This is a genomic window from Vibrio gelatinilyticus, assembly GCF_022836845.1.
GTDB classification, from domain to species: Bacteria; Pseudomonadota; Gammaproteobacteria; order Enterobacterales; family Vibrionaceae; genus Vibrio; species Vibrio gelatinilyticus.
Map to the genome: position 1 here is coordinate 1 of NZ_JAJNNZ010000008.1, position 16,162 is coordinate 16,162.

The following is a 16,162-nucleotide window of genomic DNA, read 5'->3' on the forward strand; positions in this document are numbered from 1 at the left end:
TAACGCCTTGTTAAGTAGCAGCTAACTACCACTACACTCCAACAAGACCACCGTAATCACTAAACCTAACCAGACCAAAATCGCCAAACGTTAGCTGTCTGCTTGAACAGTTTGTTAGTTGCGAAACTTTGCAATTTTGCACTTAAATACTGACTGTCAGAGTTAATCCAAGTTGTCTGGTGTATGAAGATTAGTGCCACAAACTTCGCACTTGTAATCACCCTTAGCCTCGCCCCCCATCAATGCATTAGCTATTGATGCGAAAAAGCCTGTTGCTTTTGACTCACTGGATTTTTGGGGTTGTGAGAAGCTTTCATATTTGTGGAGGGTGACCTCTTTGCAATTGCAGCAGAACGCCTTTGTTTTCTCAGAACCGTACATTTGAACCAACCTGATTTTTCCTCTGAAGCCTTCACAATCTCAAAGCAACTAACGCCTTGTTAAGTAGCAGCTAACCACCACTGCACTCAAACAAGACCACCGTAATCACTAAACTCAACCAAACCAAAATCGCCGACTGTTAGCTGTCTGCTTGAACAATTTGTTAAGTTTATTTTTTACCTTCAAGCGCAGCTAACTCTTTTTCGAGAGCTTCTATTTGTTCCTTATAAGTCAGTTCACTATCTTTGGAGGTGCGTTTAACTACGTTTAGAGCATTCATCAAAAAGTACAACGCAAAAACAATACTAACGTCTTTCAGAATTGGCATGATGTTCGCCAAAATCACGCCCAAACATACACATATTAGAGCCTTGAGAACATCTATGAACGCAACGTAAATTAGCCCAATCAACGAGAAAGACTGGATGCTCACATTGTCGCTCTCCATTGCTGTAAAATGAACTAACGCGGCATTGATTCGGCTACGATTGAACTCCTTATTGAGCTTCGAAACCTTACTAAAGCAAAATGAATATACTTTCTTCAAGATCCAAAGTGCTGCCGCAAAAATAGCCGAACCAATGATACTTTGTACGATTGGTGGCCACTGCAATATTTGTTCTAACAACTAAATACTCCTATATAAACTTAACGCCTTGTTAAGTAGCAGCTAACTACCACTTCACCCAAACAAAGCCACCGTAATCACTAAACTCAACCAAACCAAAATCGCCGACTGTTAGCTGTCTGCTTGAACAATTTGTTAGGTGAACATTGTTACCGCATATCCTCACAGAACCTGAAAAGATACCCATCTGGACTACGCACAATGAACTGCACCTGTGTTACGTGCTGCTCATTGACTCGATACGACTTTGTTTCTTTGGGAAGAAATATCATGTCACTACATGCTGACTGAACCTTCGAGTAGAGTGTTTCGATGCCAGTTACATCCCACTGGAAGTTAATACCTCTACCAAAAGGTGGTTCGAGCTTTCCTGACAACCATTTACGAGAGCTGCCATGAACACCTTCGAGCATCAAATCTAGACCCTCTCGAGTTAAATACACAAACTGCTCTTCTTCACGCTGGTACTTAATACTAAAGCCCAAAATATCAACAAAGAATGCTAAATTGTCATCAATACTTTGGACATATAACTCTGGGACTATTTTCACCGCAATAACTTCCCTGTTCACCTAACATACTCTAGACGGCAAAGTGCACGTATATCCGCTATCCACGCTACCGCCTCTATATGTAATAGATTGTAAAATCCTATCACAAAATCATTTATAAACAGCCAGTTACACAACATCAAAATGTGAGCCAAGTCTCGATAAGCAACATTTTGCACTATATCCAGGTTAAGTTATATAAAATCACTATACTGTATAAATATACATGCATGTTATTTTGGAGTGTTCAACGTGAAATCGCAATTTCTACTGTATGTTTCTGAGGTGATGTACGGTAAACATTATGCCAAACGCACCGTCGAGGCTTATCTCTATTGGATCAAACGTTTCATCCTATATCATGATAAGAAGCACCCCAGATACTTGGGGAAAAACGAAGTTGAAAGATTTTTAACTGACTTAGTCGTAAAAGAGAACTCAGCAGCCAAAACGCAATCAGTTGCTCTGAACTCTTTGGTGTTTCTTTATAAAGAAATACTTAAAACACCTCTTGAATTAGATCTAAATTTTAAACGTTCAAGGCGTGAGGCCAAATTGCCGGTGGTTTTAACTAAAAATGAGGTCATGCGGTTATTGGCTCAGGTTCAGCCTAAGTTTCAGCTACCAGTGAAACTGTTGTATGGCTCTGGTCTTAGAGTATTAGAGAGCTGCCGATTGAGGGTCAATGACATAGATGAGGATTACGGGGCGATAAGAATCTGGCAAGGCAAAGGTGGAAAAAACCGCATTGTTACGCTGGCTAAAGAGTTACTGCCTAGTATTGAGCACCAAAAGCACATCGCTTTATCGTATTACAAAAAAGATATGGAGACTAAAGGGTACGGCGGCGTATGGCTACCCAATGCTTTGGAAAGAAAGTACCCCGATGCCGCGCTGGATTTTGGCTGGCACTATTTATTTCCTGCAACTCAATTGAGTATTGATCCACGCAGCGACTTAACCAGAAGGCACCACATTAATCCCAGCACGCTTCAAAGAGCAGTAAAAACAGCGGCCAAGTCGGCCGAAATAAGTAAATCCGTTACCTGCCATACACTCAGGCACTCATTTGCGACGCACCTTTTAGACAGTGGTTCAGATATCAGAACAGTACAAGAACAGCTTGGGCACAGTGATGTGAAAACAACCCAAATCTATACCCATGTGCTTGATAGAGGCGCGAGCGGTGTGAAAAGCCCTCTCTCAGATATTTTTTAACAGGCAATAAAAAAGGAGAGCATATGCTCTCCTTTATCGTAGACCTAAACTGCTAATTAAAGAGCAGCTTTCGCCTTTTCAACTAGAACTGCGAATGCAGCTTTGTCGAATACCGCGATGTCTGCAAGGATCTTACGATCGATCTCGATAGATGCTTTCTTAAGACCGTTGATGAAACGGCTGTAAGATAGACCATTTTGACGAGATGCAGCATTGATACGTGCAATCCAAAGTTGACGGAATTGACGTTTCTTGTTGCGACGGTCACGGTAAGCGTATTGACCAGCTTTAGTAACTGCTTGGAAAGCTACGCGGTAAACACGTGAACGTGCTCCGTAGTAACCTTTAGCTTGTTTTAGAACTTTCTTATGACGTGCACGAGCTTGTACACCACGTTTTACGCGAGGCATTATGCTTCTCCTAAACTAAACGATTGATAAACTAAAAAGAATTAAGCGTATGGCATCATACGAGCAACTGCAGCCACTTCACACTTAGGAAGGATTGCATTTGGACGTAGCTGACGCTTGTTCTTAGTAGTACGCTTAGTCAGGATGTGACGTTTACCAGCGTGCTTAAATTTAATACCACCAGCAGTTTTCTTGAAACGCTTAGCAGCACCTTTGTTGGTTTTCATCTTAGGCATGATGAAGAACTCCGCATTGTTGAGTGTAAATAAACATATAACCAGGGCGAATAAAACCCCGTAACCGAAGCTACAGGGTTTTGATTACTTGTAAGCCGTTAGTTACTTCTTTTTAGGGGCCAACACCATGATCATTTGGCGACCTTCGATTCTCGTTGGGAAAGATTCTACAACAGCTAAATCTACTGTATCTTCTTTCAAACGATTAAGAACGTCGACACCGATCTCTTGGTGAGCCATTTCGCGGCCACGGAAGCGAATTGTTACCTTCACTTTGTTGCCGTCTTCAAGGAAACGCGTCAGGTTGCGTAGTTTTACCTGATAGTCTCCGATGTCAGTTCCAGGACGGAATTTTACTTCCTTAATCTGGATCTGCTTTTGCTTTTTCTTCTGCTCTTTAGCAGCTTTGCTCTTCTCAAAGAGGAACTTGCCATAGTCCATCACACGACAAACTGGTGGCTCGGCGTTAGGGCTGATCTCTACGAGATCCATACCAGCTTCTAAGGCTGAATCCAGCGCTTCTTGAATTGGAACTACACCTACAGGTTCGCCATCGGCGTCTGTTAAACGTACTTCACGAACGCCACGAATTTCACCGTTTAAACGGTGCTGGTTTTGTTTGGCCGGTTGTTGGCCACGTCTTCCGCCTTTAATAGTTTATTCCTCCAGATTGAGCTTACGGCTTGCGATCTCGGCTTGGATGTATGAGATAAAGTCATCCACTTTAAACTTGCCAAGGTCCTTGCCTTTACGAGTACGTACTGCGATTTCTCCGGCTTCCATTTCCTGGTCGCCACAAACAAGCATATACGGTACACGTTTCAAAGTATGTTCGCGGATTTTAAAGCCTATCTTCTCATTTCTCAAGTCCGCTTTTACTCTAATTCCACTTTTTTGCAGTTTTTTCGTAATTTCTTGAACATATTCAGACTGTTTATCTGTAATTCCCATAACGACGGCTTGCTCTGGAGCTAACCAAGTTGGGAAGAAGCCTGCATATTCTTCAATCAGTATACCAATGAAACGCTCTAGTGAACCTAGAATAGCACGGTGAATCATAACAGGCGTGTGACGCTCGTTATCTTCACCTACATAAGTAGCGCCTAAACGCTCTGGTAGTGCAAAATCGAGCTGCACTGTACCACATTGCCAAGCTCGGTCCAAACAATCGTGTAAAGTAAATTCGATCTTAGGTCCGTAGAACGCTCCTTCACCTTCTTGGATCTCGTATGGAATTTCCATAGATTCAAGAGCAAGCTTGAGGTCAGCTTCTGCGCGGTCCCACATTTCATCAGAACCTACACGCTTTTCAGGACGTGTTGATAGCTTAACAACGATGTTGTCAAAACCAAATGTTTGATAGGTGTCGTACACCATTTCGATACAAGATTTTACTTCTTGCTGTACTTGTTCTTCAGTACAGAAAACATGAGCATCATCTTGAGTAAAGCCACGAACACGCATGATGCCATGTAGTGCACCCGACGGCTCGTTACGGTGACAAGAACCAAACTCAGCCATACGCAATGGCAGGTCACGGTAAGATTTCAAACCCTGGTTAAAGATCTGTACGTGGCCTGGGCAGTTCATTGGCTTAATCGCGTATTCACGGTTTTCAGATGAAGTTGTGAACATCGCTTCTGCGTATTTATCCCAGTGACCTGAGCGTTCCCAAAGTACACGGTCCATCATCAATGGGCCTTTTACTTCTTGGTAGTCGTACTCGGTGAGTTTTTCGCGCACGAACACTTCTAGGTCACGGAAGATAGACCAGCCGTTGTGGTGCCAGAACACCATACCTGGTGCTTCTTGCTGCATGTGGAATAAATCCAGGTGCTTACCAATTTTACGGTGGTCACGCTTGGCCGCTTCTTCAAGACGCGTTAGGTGAGCTTTTAATGCTTTTTTATCGTGGAAAGCGGTACCGTAGATACGTTGTAGCATCTTGTTATCGCTATCACCACGCCAATATGCGCCAGCAACATTCAACAGTTTGAAATGTTGACAGAAGCCCATGTTTGGAACATGAGGACCACGACACATATCGATGTATTCTTCATGATGGTAAAGGCCAGGACGGTCGTCTTTTGAAACATTCTCATCCAAGATTTCCATCTTGTAGGTTTCACCACGACCTTCAAAAGTGTCGCGTGCTTCCTGCCAACTAACAGTTTTCTTGATAACTTGATATTTGGTCTTCGCAAGCTCTTTCATGCGCTTTTCGATCTTTTCGATATCTTCTTGAGTCAAAGATTCTTCCAGATCGATGTCGTAATAAAAACCGCTGTCGATCGTAGGACCGATAGCCATTTTCACACTTGGGTATAGTTGCTTGATTGCGTGACCAAGTAAGTGCGCGCAAGAGTGACGAACGATTTCTAGGCCGTCTTCGTCTTTTGTAGTGATGATCTCAAGACTTGCATCGTTTTCAATCAAATCACACGCATCGACACGTTGACCATCTACACGGCCAGCAATGGTTGCTTTCGCAAGACCAGGGCCGATAGAAAGCGCGACATCCAAAGTCGAAACTGGGTTATCAAATTGGCGTTGACTGCCGTCAGGAAGAGTAATTACAGGCATGTTATGTCCTATTACAGTGGTCTTGCATACCAAGCAAGACATGAATTATTAAGTATCAGTCAGTATTAAATCGTTTTAGTTGTTTGATACTGCAGCATTTTACAGTGTTTGGCACAAATACGATTTTGTACTCGCGACTGTAAAGAAGCATATAGTAAATGAATCACAGAAAATGACAACTGACATCACAGTTTTATAGATAATACGGGACGTTAAGCATTTGTTAAAACAATTTTGAGAGGGTAACAGGGAGTATGTTACTTGCAACTCTCGCCCCAGCACGGAGAATCCGCGATTAGATTATTAATTAAGGAAAAAGACTCATGAGAAGCTTTAGAATGTGGCATCTCGCACAAGCCTCACTTGGTATTGTGCAATGGGTGGGCATCGCCATCCTACTCTCCCCTATCATTATTGACAGAACCGGCAGTGGTGCCCTACTTGGTCAAGTGATGGCTGTCATCGGGGCCGCAGGCCTACTAGCGCCGCTCATTGGTGCAACTGCTGATAAGCTATCGTGTCATCGCCTTTTCCAAAAGCTTGCTCTTTGTATTCATTTCATTGCTGTACTCATTCTTTATTTTGCAGAGACCACCTCATTTATTTATTGGACAGTAGGGTTAATGATTGGCATAGGAAGTGTTGCCTTGTTAGTGCTTAACCCGACCTTTATTATGGCGGGAAGCAAAAATCAAAAAGAAGAAGGTCAATCACTAGCCAGCTTATTTCAATGTCAGTTCTTTGGCATCATTGTTACTGGTTTGCTGATCGCAGCGGCTGAACATTTTCTTATTGAACCTGAAGAGCAACTACTTATCCTTGCGGCGCTTATTCTCATCGTTTTTCTGATAGTGTTGGCTTTTCCACCCCCTGTGATTAAGGGTAAAATGGAATCCGATAACCCCGTTGAAAATTCACAAGACACTCTGGCATTTTCTAAAGTAGTGTGGCCACTGTTTTTAGCCGCTGTCTTTTTCTCTATGTTCCTATCAGCAAATTTAATGGAACTTGGGCCTTTGCTTATCAAAGAGGTCTTCATGGTCGAAATAGGCAATTCAGCACTTGGTATGGCTGCCTCTGCTTTTATTAGTCTATTTATGCTTGAATCAGCTGGCCGATGGATGCAAAAAAGTGGCCCTTTCAAGGTCTGGTACGCTGCCCAAGTTGTCTATTTGATTGTCGGGGCGACTTTCTGGTACACGGCGGGGAAAGATGTTCCACAATTGTTGCCAATCTTGTTGTTGGTCGTATTAATGCAAGCAATGTGCTGGAACGATATGATCATCCCTGCTATTGCCGATAGGCTAAGCCCAGCATCTCCTGCATTAACACAAGGATTACTAATGTTATGTATGGCTGGCGGTTTTGGTATCGGTGCAATGTTAGCAGGTATGTCAATAGACCAGTTCGGCTACGCTTCGGTATTCGATCTGTCTTTGATTGGTATTCTTATTGCTCTTGCATGCATTGTGTGGCTCACTTCTTTGATGAAATCAGGTAAGCCAAAGGCATCCATTGCCTAAACGTCAATCGTCTCGTTAGCGCCGGTGTCTTTTATCGGTGCTAACGCTAGCCGCAAACATTAGAATTCGATTCAATAATAACTTTTTTGATTTTTGTCGCAAAATAAGCCCATGAGTCAGCGAAAAACCACGTTTTGCTTCCATGAAAAATCCAAATCGAATAATAATTGCGGCCTTTCTTTCTGATGAAAGAGATTTTTTCCTTTTTTTTATCACTGGATGGACCATTATTGATCGATTGTCAGATATAATCCGTCGCAGTTACATTTACTAAATGAGAATTATGTTTTTAACTCCTTACGTATCAAAAAATGGCGAGCAGTTCGAATTCACTCGACAGCAAGCCAGTCACTTCGCTAAAAAAGTCGCAGGTGATTACAACCCAATTCACGATGAAGACAACAAGCGTTTCTGTGTACCAGGTGATCTGCTATTTGCTGTGCTTTTACAGCAAGAAGGTATCAGCCAAAAAATGCGCTTTGACTTCTCCGGAATGGTTACGGAAGGAGTAAATCTATCAGTTGAGAACAAGTGCCAAAAAGAGAGCGCACTGGTTGACGAGGCTGGTAAAGAGTATTTGCATATGTCTCGCGAAGGCGAAGTGAGTCACAATCAAGAGTTCATTGAACATGTTGTCTCTAACTATGTTCAATTCTCGGGCATGAACTTTCCACACATCATGGTGCCTCTAATGGAAGAGCAGCAGATGATGATCAATTGTCAACGTCCATTAGTGATCTACGAGAGCATGGAAGTCGAGTTTGAGCGACTTGATCTAACTCACCCAGAAGTCGACTTTACAGGCGCTACTTTTGATGTTGACGGAAAACGTGGTCTTGTGACACTAAACTTTGCATTTAAAGAAGACGGCAAAGTGGTTGGTAAAGGCGTTAAGCGCATGGTGGCAAGCGGTCTTAAGCCATATGATGATCAGGCTGTTGAAGAGCTAGTAGAACGTTTCAACGCCCGAAAAGAACACTTTCTAACGTTGTTTAATGCCGCTTAGTGCTCTATAGCCATTGAAGACACAGAATTTAAAAAGGCCCTTTCGGGCCTTTTCTCGTTTTTGCTCAAATCCAACGTCTAACCTTCGATTTGTAATCGAGGTAATCCTCACCAAATAAACGCTCAAGTGCGCGCTCCTCTGGCTTGATTTGGAACTGATTCATATAAGCGACAAACAACCAGGAAAATATCAGTGCTACGATATCTTCCAGCCACACACCCCATGCGAATAATAGCAGCAACAAGGATACGTACATTGGATTACGGGTCTGACGAAAGATCCCGGTATCGACAATCGTACTCGCTTTGTCTGGCGTTGTTGGATTGACTGTGGTCGTGGCTTTATGGAACTCTCTTACTCCAGAAAACCCAACCACAACGCTAATGATCACGAATGCGCTCACCCACAGCAGCTTGCCAGGTATATTGGTGTAGATACCAAGTTGGATTCTACCCATCGCATACATAATGATCGCGAAGAGTAAGAACACGGCGACAGGCGGAATCTTTAATTCCAAAGCTTTCATTTTCACATCCTTATGTTGAACTCGAGCATATAGACAAACGATAAAATTAAGGGCTCCTAATCTAGAAACCCTAATTAATCGCTATGCCCTAAATAGATGCCTTACACCAATTCTAGCAAGGCTTGTACAGGGTGCTTGACTTTCACGCCTTCAAATCGCTTCACTTGGCTTCGGCAAGAGTAGCCCGTCACTAAGCAGCGCTCTTTAGGCAGTTGTTCCAAATTTGGTCGCCAGCTCAGATCGTAAATATCAGAAGACATTGTCAGCTTATCAGCCTCGTGACCAAACGTACCCGCCATGCCGCAACAACCAACCGGTACAGTGGTCAGTTTGCCACCGAAGTGAGCAAAAATGGCGCCCCATTCTTTTTCAGCATTTGGTAGTTTGGTTTTCTCGGTGCAGTGTGCGAACAAATACCACGGCTGCGCCGATGGGTTATCCTGCGCTGGTCGCTCAGTCAATAAAGGGGTCAGCCATTCGTGTGCGGTAAGCACCTGATATTCGCCACGCTCTTTACCAAGGATCTCGACGTATTCATCGCGATAACAAAGAACCAATGCCGGGTCCACGCCCACCATCGGGATCCTCAGATCAGAAACTCGCTCAAGAAACTCAGACGTATTGCGAGCACTGTTGGCAAATTGCTTTAAGAAGCCCTTTATGTGCGCTGCTTTTCCGTTGGGCTTGAAAGGCAATAATATTGGTGTTTTACCAAGTGCTGTCGCCAGTTTGGCGAAATCTTCAACAACCTGTGCATCGTAATAGCTGGTAAACGGGTCTTGAACAATGCACACACATTGCTTACGTTCATCACTAGACATCGCCGCAAGCTGCTGCAAATCAAAGCTCAATAGTTCCTGGCTCTTCAATCTTTTATCTAGAGTCGGTACGCTCAGTAAAGGTGTATCTACATACCCAACCGTGCTCTTGGTTAGCCCCTGTATCCATTTCTGCTTCAACGCGAAATTGACCACTTTAGGCGCTTTTGCCATGTACGGCAGCAAGGTCTCTATATTGGCAACAAGGTAATCTTTCGCTGGCCTTTGATAGCGGCTGTAATAAAGGTTAAGGAATCGCGCTCTAAAGCTTGGCACATCCACTTTAATCGGACACTGACTTGCACACGCCTTACAAGCAAGACAACCGTTCATCGCCTCATACACCTCATGGGAGAAATCGTATTCGTGACGTTTATTAAAGGAGTTACGTAAACGCTCAATCAGCGTTTTGACACTTAAAGACTCTTGCACAGATTGCTCAAGTTTAAGAATGTCAATTCCCTGCTCTGACAACTGTCTTAGCCATTCACGGACTAATCCAGCCCGACCTTTCGGTGATTGACGTCGATCAGCGGTCACTTTCATCGAAGGGCACATTGGTGAAGATGTGTCATAGTTAAAGCACAAGCCATTACCGTTACATTCCATCGCCTGCGAGAAGCTGTCTCGCACTTCTATGTCGATTTGTCTGTCGTAATATCCGCGTTTTGTATCTGCCACTTTAACCAGTTCTGCATCGCTTTCTAATGGCGTACAGATCTTTCCAGGGTTCATTTTATTGCTAGGGTCAAATGCCGATTTAATGCGTCTTAACTCAGAAAAAAGCTGCTCACCAAAAAACGCTGGGCCATATTCGGAACGGAAGCCTTTACCATGCTCACCCCACATTAAGCCACCATATTTTGCAACCAATGTAACGACCTCATCGGACACGCGGTGCATCATCAATTCTTGTTGAGGATCGCACATGTCCAGCGCTGGTCGCACATGCAACACACCAGCATCCACATGACCAAACATGCCATAGTTCAGCTGGTAGCTGTCTAAAAGTTCACGAAACTCAGCGATAAAATCGGCGAGATTTTCAGGCGGAACACAGGTGTCTTCGGCAAACGCGATGGGCTTTGCACTTCCCTTAACGGCCCCTAAAAGTCCAACGGCTTTTTTGCGCATGTTGTAGATGCGGCCAATGCTGCTTAAATCACTTGTAACTTGATAACCGATGATGCCAGCTTGCTTGGCTTGGACCATTACATTAAGCTCTGCGGTCAACTGCTCAACCGCAGCATTAACTTCATCAATGTCTTGCCCAGCAAATTCAACCATATTGATGCCTTGCATTTCTTGACCAGGCACATCGGTCAACAAGTCACTCACGGTGTGCCAAACAATATCTTGCTTGGCTAGGTTCAACACTCTTGAATCAATGGTCTCAACCGATAATGCGTTCGCTTCTACCATCAATGGTGCGTTTCTCAGTGCAGAATCAAAGCTATTGTATTTGATGTTGACCAATGTGCGCGCTTTAGGGATAGGCGTTAGATTAAGCTTCGCTTCAGTGATAAAGGCCAAAGAGCCTTCCGACCCACACAAAATTCGCGTGAAGTCGAACGCGTCTTTTTCGACATCTAGCGCATTTTTAAGATCGTAGCCAGTTAAGAATCGATTGAGTGGCGGGAATTTTTCATCAATGAGTGCTCGGTTTTCACGACACACGCTCTCTGAAATTGTCAAAGCTTGATATGCATAGCTATTTTGGTCAGGTTGCTCGCCACTGCCATCACTTTCTAGCGCAGAACCATCGGCAAAGACGGCATGCAAAGACAACACATGATCCGAGGTTTTACCGTACTTCAAAGAGCCTTGCCCAGACGCGTCAGTATTAATCATGCCACCTAATGTTGCACGATTGCTGGTTGATAGGTCAGGTGAGAAAAAATACCCAAATGGACGTACCGCATCATTTAGCGCGTCTTTCACGATCCCTGTCTGAACCCTAACCCATCCTTGTTCTTCGTTGATTTCTAAAACCTGATTCATGTATCGCGACAAATCCACCACGATTCCTTCAGTCAAAGATTGTCCGTTAGTTCCCGTGCCACCCCCGCGAGGTGAAAACGTCACATTGGCAAATTTGTCTTGCGAGGCCAATTGACCAAGCGCTTTTACATCTTGATTGGTTTTAGGGTGAACAACGGCTTGGGGAAGCTTCTGATAAACACTGTTATCGGTTGCAACGGCCAATCGGCTTGAATACTGGGTTTCAATATCGCCAGAAAACCCCGATTGCTCTAATTGCTGGAGAAAAACCCGTACGGTTGGATGAATATCAGATTGTGAATTAAGTTTTGGTAACATTTTGCTTCCTGCCCCTACACCTGCTGTTCCGATCAGCTAAGGAGAAAATAACTAAAAATTTGCTTTGAAAACATCGTCTAAACTCAGTAGCAGTTCAACGTTGACGATGTGATTAATGATGTCACTTTACAACATTTTATATAGCGTTCAAAACGTATTCTTATACCTGTATCGAATTACCGATACTCAGGTAGTGCAGATGAGACCTGGTCACTTTTAAAAATCTGGACTTCGTGACACACTCGAATCCATCAGAAAGAACACAATGAGCGAACCTAATGAAGAAAAATAAAGTCGTTACTACAGAAGACATCCTTTTAAAACTTTGCCAATCGGTTTCAAGCGTTTTAACCTCAGCGACAGATTCTGAGGTGCGCTATTCCGCTATGGTGCAAAAAATTTCAAAAACCACACTCAAACCGGATTTCGGCTGTTTTGTCTTATTCGATGGTGGTTTCTCGGGATTAGTGGTTATCAATTTCACGTCACAAGCCGCCTTGGAGCTGTACAGTCGTTATATGCGTAATATGGGTATGCCAGAAGATGAGTTAGCGATTCACCACAATGCCGACGAAGTAGGCGATATCCTTGGCGAGCTAATGAATCAATTAGTTGGTGACTTCACTAACAAGATACGTAAAGAACTGCAAACCAACATCACCCAAAACCAACCAAAAATGATGACGGTTAACAAAAACGTTGTGTTATCGATCGATACGAATCTCGAGCGCCCACAAGCCAGGCGAGTCACTTTCTCGACCGAAAAAAACAATATCTTTTATTTAGAATTGGCCATGGATAAAACCGAGTTCATCCAGCTAGAAGAATTCGAAATCGAAACGGACCAGTGCCCAGATAAGATTATCGAGCAGGCAAAGGAAAAAGCCGAAAAATCAAAGAACAATAACTCAGGCAATGAAGCTGCGGCTCAAGATCTACTCGACGAGTTGGGCATTTAATCTCACGTTACTCTGGGGGCCTTTCTGTGAGCCCCCCTTATTAATAACCCATTAGATGACTTCCCCTCTTTGCTTAAAAACGCTAGAATACCTCCCCCCTTTTTAAAGCCCTAAACCGCAGTAGAGTGTCGATGGACAAACGTAAGGCCCTTAAAAAAATAGCGAAATGCCTCGAGTTGGGTAATTCAGCTAATGTCAATGAAGCAGCAAATGCTATCAGGATGGCACACCGTTTAATGCTGAAATATGGTCTTGATAAAGATGATATTGAGTTCATTAAAATGGGAAAGACGCAGTCTACTCACCTCCTCCCAGCTAATATCAGCTCTACCCTGCTTCGCGTGATCCGTGGTATTAACACCAAGTTTGGTGTTGAAGCCGTACTGCTAAATCATAAAGGTTTAAAACGCGTTGAGTTCATCGGTGAGGCTGACAGAGCCATTTTCGCCGCTTTTGCTTTTGATATTATTTATCGCGAAATGAACGAACATACTGGTCAGTTCAGAAATAAGTTTTCAGGCTCTGGGACACCAACAACCGAAGTTACCCGCCGAGTGAATTCCTTTGTCACTGGCTGGGTCGAGGGGGCACTTGAAAAACTGCCAACAATCACACCAGATGATGAGTCAGCCAACAAGATCAATAACTATATCGATAAGGAATTTAAGAACATCGATAGAGAAACCTTTAAGCAGCAACTTAAAGAAGCGATGAAAAACATCACCGCTGACTATGAAGTTGGCCTTAAAAAAGGTAGAAAGATCTCAGTTAATCGACCAATTAATGGAGCTCAGGCGCCAAAACTTTTAAAGTAGGCTTACCCTAGGCTAATAAATAAGTGCTTTTTGATGAGAAAAGTTGTCTACCACAGCGTGTTGACCTGCATAATAGCGATCTTGAACATCACGTTCGCCCATGCAAATTCCATTGAATCACTCCAGCAAAAAGCCTTCAAAGAGGATGCCAACGCTCAATATTTACTGGGATTGGCTTTCGAAACGGGTGACGGTGTCGCCAGGGATATTACCGAGGCCACCAAGTGGTACCAAAAAGCCAGCATTCATGGTCACCGCGCTGCGATGCACAATTACGCGATGGCGCTACAATTTGGCCGTGGCGTAAGCAAAAACCCCTCTAAGGCAGCACTGGTTTACACTCAACTTGCGGCACTAGGCGACCAAACAGCCTATGGAAAACTCGCTAAACTTTATGAATCAGACAGTGTCGTATTTTCGGCGCTCGACAACGCTGTGTTGTGGTATGCCCTTGCCTCCGAATACGACCAATCTTATCTCGCTGGATATGATCACGTACTGCAAATGCAATTTGACCGCCGTCAGGCAAAACAAATGGCAGAGCTCCATCAACGTGAGCGAGCCGATACCATAGTTGTAACACCAGTCGCTTTACAGCCAACCACCAAGCCTGAGAACCATTTTGGGTTAGTAGGATATCTCACAACTATTACGGTGACGGTTCTATTCGGTTGCGCATTATTTGCTCTACGTAAAAAAGGCTACCGTCTGACGTTCTCGCGCCTACCACAAGATCCCACTGAACTGTATCAAGATCAGGCCGATATTATTGCTCGCCAGAAAAAACAGCTCCAGGCACTCTATCAACAGCTCAAAAAACAGAAATCGTTGCAAGATTCAGCACCTTCTTACATTCGCTACCCTGTGGGCACCCTTGCTGAAGCGTACTTACGTTTTGGTTTCAGCCAAGCTCAGATCCATAACCTAACACCAGCTCTGGTTAAAGCACGCTATAAACAATTGAGTCGTATCTATCATCCAGATACTCGCGGCTCAGATGAAGAAATGAAACAGTTAAATTCAGCCCTGAAAACCATCCTCGATAGGCTTAAAAAGACACAAAACATTCACTAATCAGCTAAAAATGGAATTAAAAAGTGAATATGAGCATTAAATGAAACAATTCATTAACATTTATCGTTAATTTGTGTCATAATGTTCCGCGATAATTACTACCATGAATGTACTGGTGGGGAGAACAAATGCATACATTCGCTATTGAAGGCTTCTGTGATTGGTGTCAGGCACCTAAATTCGTAACACGTCATGAATACGTTGACGGCAAGTGCAACTTTTCTTGCAAAGAGTGCCTCGATTTTGCGGCAATGGACGTCCGTCAATTTAACAAGGCTGAGCTTGAGTTCCGCAGCCAACAAGAAGCTTAATCTGGTTTCAAATTTAAACTTGTCACACTCTATAACGCCTCCATTAACGAGGCGTTTTTTGTTCTCGTAAAGATCTGTTCACCAAAATACTGTATATCACCTCTGTCGATTCTTCTCTGCGTTCAACCCCTTAACCTCATAAAAAATTTAAAACATTTAAAATCAATAATTTAAAATAAACAGTGCAAAAAACACACACAAAATGCTTGATCTTCATTCCGCAAAAAACTACTGTGTATACATACAGCATGTATATAAGGACAGGATTATGTTGCACTCTCAAACTTCAATAGTGGCAGTTAATAACGGATCTCATTCACACCCTTTACATTCAAAAGCGGCACATGATTTTTCTCCGTCGATCCTTAAAAGACTATCCTCCCTTGCATGCAAACGTCAGTGGGTATTGCTCACATCACAATGCCGTCGACCAACGAATAACGATCTCACTAGGCACAACATAACCAGCCACACTGTGGTGCAAATAAAACCGTCATCAACATTGTCTGAATTTGAGATCGTCGAAAAAGCATTACGCTCACGCAATGCTTGCGCGGTTGTAGCGAGTCACTCAATTCCTGATCACCAACAAGTCTCTCTTCGTGAGTTAGCGGCGCAGTGTGGATGTGAAATCTTTTTTACCAGAGACTCGTCAAATTACCTTCATTAATCGATTTTGACTGGCTTATTTCTTTAGCTTAATACTTTTTTGATCACTGCTTTCTTTATTAGGCCAACATTACTTGGCCTCTTTTTTTGTCACTAAATTGTCGATAATTAATCGAATCTTAGCCGTTTTCAAAA

General features: G+C 43.4%; 17 protein-coding genes. 8 read left to right on the plus strand and 9 right to left on the minus strand.

Translation table 11 applies throughout. The annotated features are described in order from the left end of the window. Positions 1 to 162: 162 nt before the first annotated feature. The 3 genes from LNL84_RS11220 to LNL84_RS11230 all read right to left on the minus strand — a co-directional run bounded on the left by LNL84_RS11220 (position 163) and on the right by LNL84_RS11230 (position 1,566). Positions 163 to 381 carry a hypothetical protein gene (locus LNL84_RS11220; protein ID WP_244357342.1) on the minus strand — a complete coding sequence of 73 codons (219 nt, stop codon included), beginning with the start codon at positions 379 to 381 and terminating at the stop codon, positions 163 to 165. A gap of 169 nt (positions 382 to 550) precedes the next feature. Next, on the minus strand, positions 551 to 1,009 hold the full coding sequence (locus tag LNL84_RS11225) for a hypothetical protein (protein ID WP_244357343.1): 459 nt from the start codon (positions 1,007 to 1,009) through the stop codon (positions 551 to 553). Positions 1,010 to 1,158: 149 nt separating this feature from the next. Then, positions 1,159 to 1,566, minus strand: coding sequence for a bleomycin resistance protein (locus LNL84_RS11230; RefSeq protein WP_244357714.1), 408 nt, complete (start codon positions 1,564 to 1,566; stop codon positions 1,159 to 1,161). 246 nt (positions 1,567 to 1,812) lie between these two features. On the opposite strand from LNL84_RS11230, the gene LNL84_RS11235 reads away from it, so the two are divergent. Further along, positions 1,813 to 2,778 (plus strand): integron integrase, encoded by a 966-nt coding sequence (locus LNL84_RS11235; protein ID WP_244357344.1) that lies wholly within the window; start codon positions 1,813 to 1,815, stop codon positions 2,776 to 2,778. A gap of 56 nt (positions 2,779 to 2,834) precedes the next feature. On the opposite strand, the gene rplT is transcribed toward LNL84_RS11235, so the two are convergent. The 4 genes from rplT to thrS form a co-directional block, all read right to left on the minus strand. Further along, a complete protein-coding gene (gene rplT, locus LNL84_RS11240) occupies positions 2,835 to 3,188 on the minus strand; it encodes a 50S ribosomal protein L20 (RefSeq protein ID WP_004401084.1) in 354 nt (117 codons plus the stop codon). Positions 3,189 to 3,229: 41 nt separating this feature from the next. Further along, complete coding sequence (gene rpmI / locus LNL84_RS11245) at positions 3,230 to 3,424, minus strand: 50S ribosomal protein L35 (RefSeq protein WP_244357345.1); 195 nt, start codon at positions 3,422 to 3,424, stop codon at positions 3,230 to 3,232. A 102-nt stretch (positions 3,425 to 3,526) separates the two neighbouring features. Next, positions 3,527 to 4,078, minus strand: a complete 552-nt coding sequence (infC, locus tag LNL84_RS11250) for a translation initiation factor IF-3 (RefSeq protein WP_244357716.1) — start codon at positions 4,076 to 4,078, stop codon at positions 3,527 to 3,529. 3 nt (positions 4,079 to 4,081) lie between these two features. Continuing rightward, complete coding sequence (gene thrS / locus LNL84_RS11255; protein ID WP_244357346.1) at positions 4,082 to 6,007, minus strand: threonine--tRNA ligase; 1,926 nt, start codon at positions 6,005 to 6,007, stop codon at positions 4,082 to 4,084. A 323-nt stretch (positions 6,008 to 6,330) separates the two neighbouring features. Here thrS and LNL84_RS11260 point away from each other — a divergent pair, with 323 nt between their 5' ends. Together LNL84_RS11260 and LNL84_RS11265 are read left to right on the plus strand one after the other, a co-directional pair. Beyond that, positions 6,331 to 7,530 carry an MFS transporter gene (locus LNL84_RS11260; protein WP_244357347.1) on the plus strand — a complete coding sequence of 400 codons (1,200 nt, stop codon included), beginning with the start codon at positions 6,331 to 6,333 and terminating at the stop codon, positions 7,528 to 7,530. A gap of 283 nt (positions 7,531 to 7,813) precedes the next feature. Further along, positions 7,814 to 8,536: a DUF3581 domain-containing protein gene (locus LNL84_RS11265; protein ID WP_244357348.1), complete on the plus strand. Its 723-nt coding sequence runs from the start codon at positions 7,814 to 7,816 to the stop codon at positions 8,534 to 8,536. A 64-nt stretch (positions 8,537 to 8,600) separates the two neighbouring features. On the opposite strand, the gene LNL84_RS11270 is transcribed toward LNL84_RS11265, so the two are convergent. Next, positions 8,601 to 9,062 (minus strand): methyltransferase family protein, encoded by a 462-nt coding sequence (locus LNL84_RS11270; RefSeq protein ID WP_244357349.1) that lies wholly within the window; start codon positions 9,060 to 9,062, stop codon positions 8,601 to 8,603. A gap of 101 nt (positions 9,063 to 9,163) precedes the next feature. Beyond that, entirely contained in the window at positions 9,164 to 12,199 is a 3,036-nt protein-coding gene (gene ydiJ / locus LNL84_RS11275; RefSeq protein WP_244357350.1) for a D-2-hydroxyglutarate dehydrogenase YdiJ, read from the minus strand. A gap of 278 nt (positions 12,200 to 12,477) precedes the next feature. Between ydiJ and LNL84_RS11280 the strand changes: the two genes are divergently transcribed. The 5 genes from LNL84_RS11280 to LNL84_RS11300 all read left to right on the plus strand — a co-directional run bounded on the left by LNL84_RS11280 (position 12,478) and on the right by LNL84_RS11300 (position 16,028). Further along, on the plus strand, positions 12,478 to 13,158 hold the full coding sequence (locus LNL84_RS11280) for a DUF3334 family protein (RefSeq protein WP_244357351.1): 681 nt from the start codon (positions 12,478 to 12,480) through the stop codon (positions 13,156 to 13,158). A gap of 131 nt (positions 13,159 to 13,289) precedes the next feature. Then, entirely contained in the window at positions 13,290 to 13,973 is a 684-nt protein-coding gene (locus LNL84_RS11285; protein WP_244357352.1) for a DUF2786 domain-containing protein, read from the plus strand. Between the two features lie 33 nt (positions 13,974 to 14,006). Then, positions 14,007 to 15,047: a J domain-containing protein gene (locus LNL84_RS11290; RefSeq protein ID WP_244357353.1), complete on the plus strand. Its 1,041-nt coding sequence runs from the start codon at positions 14,007 to 14,009 to the stop codon at positions 15,045 to 15,047. A gap of 128 nt (positions 15,048 to 15,175) precedes the next feature. Continuing rightward, positions 15,176 to 15,358: a hypothetical protein gene (locus LNL84_RS11295; RefSeq protein WP_244357354.1), complete on the plus strand. Its 183-nt coding sequence runs from the start codon at positions 15,176 to 15,178 to the stop codon at positions 15,356 to 15,358. A 268-nt stretch (positions 15,359 to 15,626) separates the two neighbouring features. Beyond that, positions 15,627 to 16,028 carry a hypothetical protein gene (locus LNL84_RS11300; RefSeq protein ID WP_244357355.1) on the plus strand — a complete coding sequence of 134 codons (402 nt, stop codon included), beginning with the start codon at positions 15,627 to 15,629 and terminating at the stop codon, positions 16,026 to 16,028. Positions 16,029 to 16,162: the final 134 nt, after the last annotated feature.

Excerpts from the sequence above, each read along its gene's own strand:
- LNL84_RS11220 (WP_244357342.1), bottom strand. The coding sequence starts at position 381 with ATGTACGGTTCTGAGAAAACAAAGGCGTTCTGCTGCAATTGCAAAGAG.
- rplT (WP_004401084.1), bottom strand. The coding sequence starts at position 3,188 with ATGCCTCGCGTAAAACGTGGTGTACAAGCTCGTGCACGTCATAAGAAA.
- rpmI (WP_244357345.1), bottom strand. The coding sequence starts at position 3,424 with ATGCCTAAGATGAAAACCAACAAAGGTGCTGCTAAGCGTTTCAAGAAA.
- thrS (WP_244357346.1), bottom strand. The coding sequence starts at position 6,007 with ATGCCTGTAATTACTCTTCCTGACGGCAGTCAACGCCAATTTGATAAC.
- LNL84_RS11260 (WP_244357347.1), top strand. The coding sequence starts at position 6,331 with ATGAGAAGCTTTAGAATGTGGCATCTCGCACAAGCCTCACTTGGTATT.
- LNL84_RS11265 (WP_244357348.1), top strand. The coding sequence starts at position 7,814 with ATGTTTTTAACTCCTTACGTATCAAAAAATGGCGAGCAGTTCGAATTC.
- LNL84_RS11270 (WP_244357349.1), bottom strand. The coding sequence starts at position 9,062 with ATGAAAGCTTTGGAATTAAAGATTCCGCCTGTCGCCGTGTTCTTACTC.
- ydiJ (WP_244357350.1), bottom strand. The coding sequence starts at position 12,199 with ATGTTACCAAAACTTAATTCACAATCTGATATTCATCCAACCGTACGG.
- LNL84_RS11280 (WP_244357351.1), top strand. The coding sequence starts at position 12,478 with ATGAAGAAAAATAAAGTCGTTACTACAGAAGACATCCTTTTAAAACTT.
- LNL84_RS11285 (WP_244357352.1), top strand. The coding sequence starts at position 13,290 with ATGGACAAACGTAAGGCCCTTAAAAAAATAGCGAAATGCCTCGAGTTG.
- LNL84_RS11290 (WP_244357353.1), top strand. The coding sequence starts at position 14,007 with ATGAGAAAAGTTGTCTACCACAGCGTGTTGACCTGCATAATAGCGATC.
- LNL84_RS11295 (WP_244357354.1), top strand. The coding sequence starts at position 15,176 with ATGCATACATTCGCTATTGAAGGCTTCTGTGATTGGTGTCAGGCACCT.
- LNL84_RS11300 (WP_244357355.1), top strand. The coding sequence starts at position 15,627 with ATGTTGCACTCTCAAACTTCAATAGTGGCAGTTAATAACGGATCTCAT.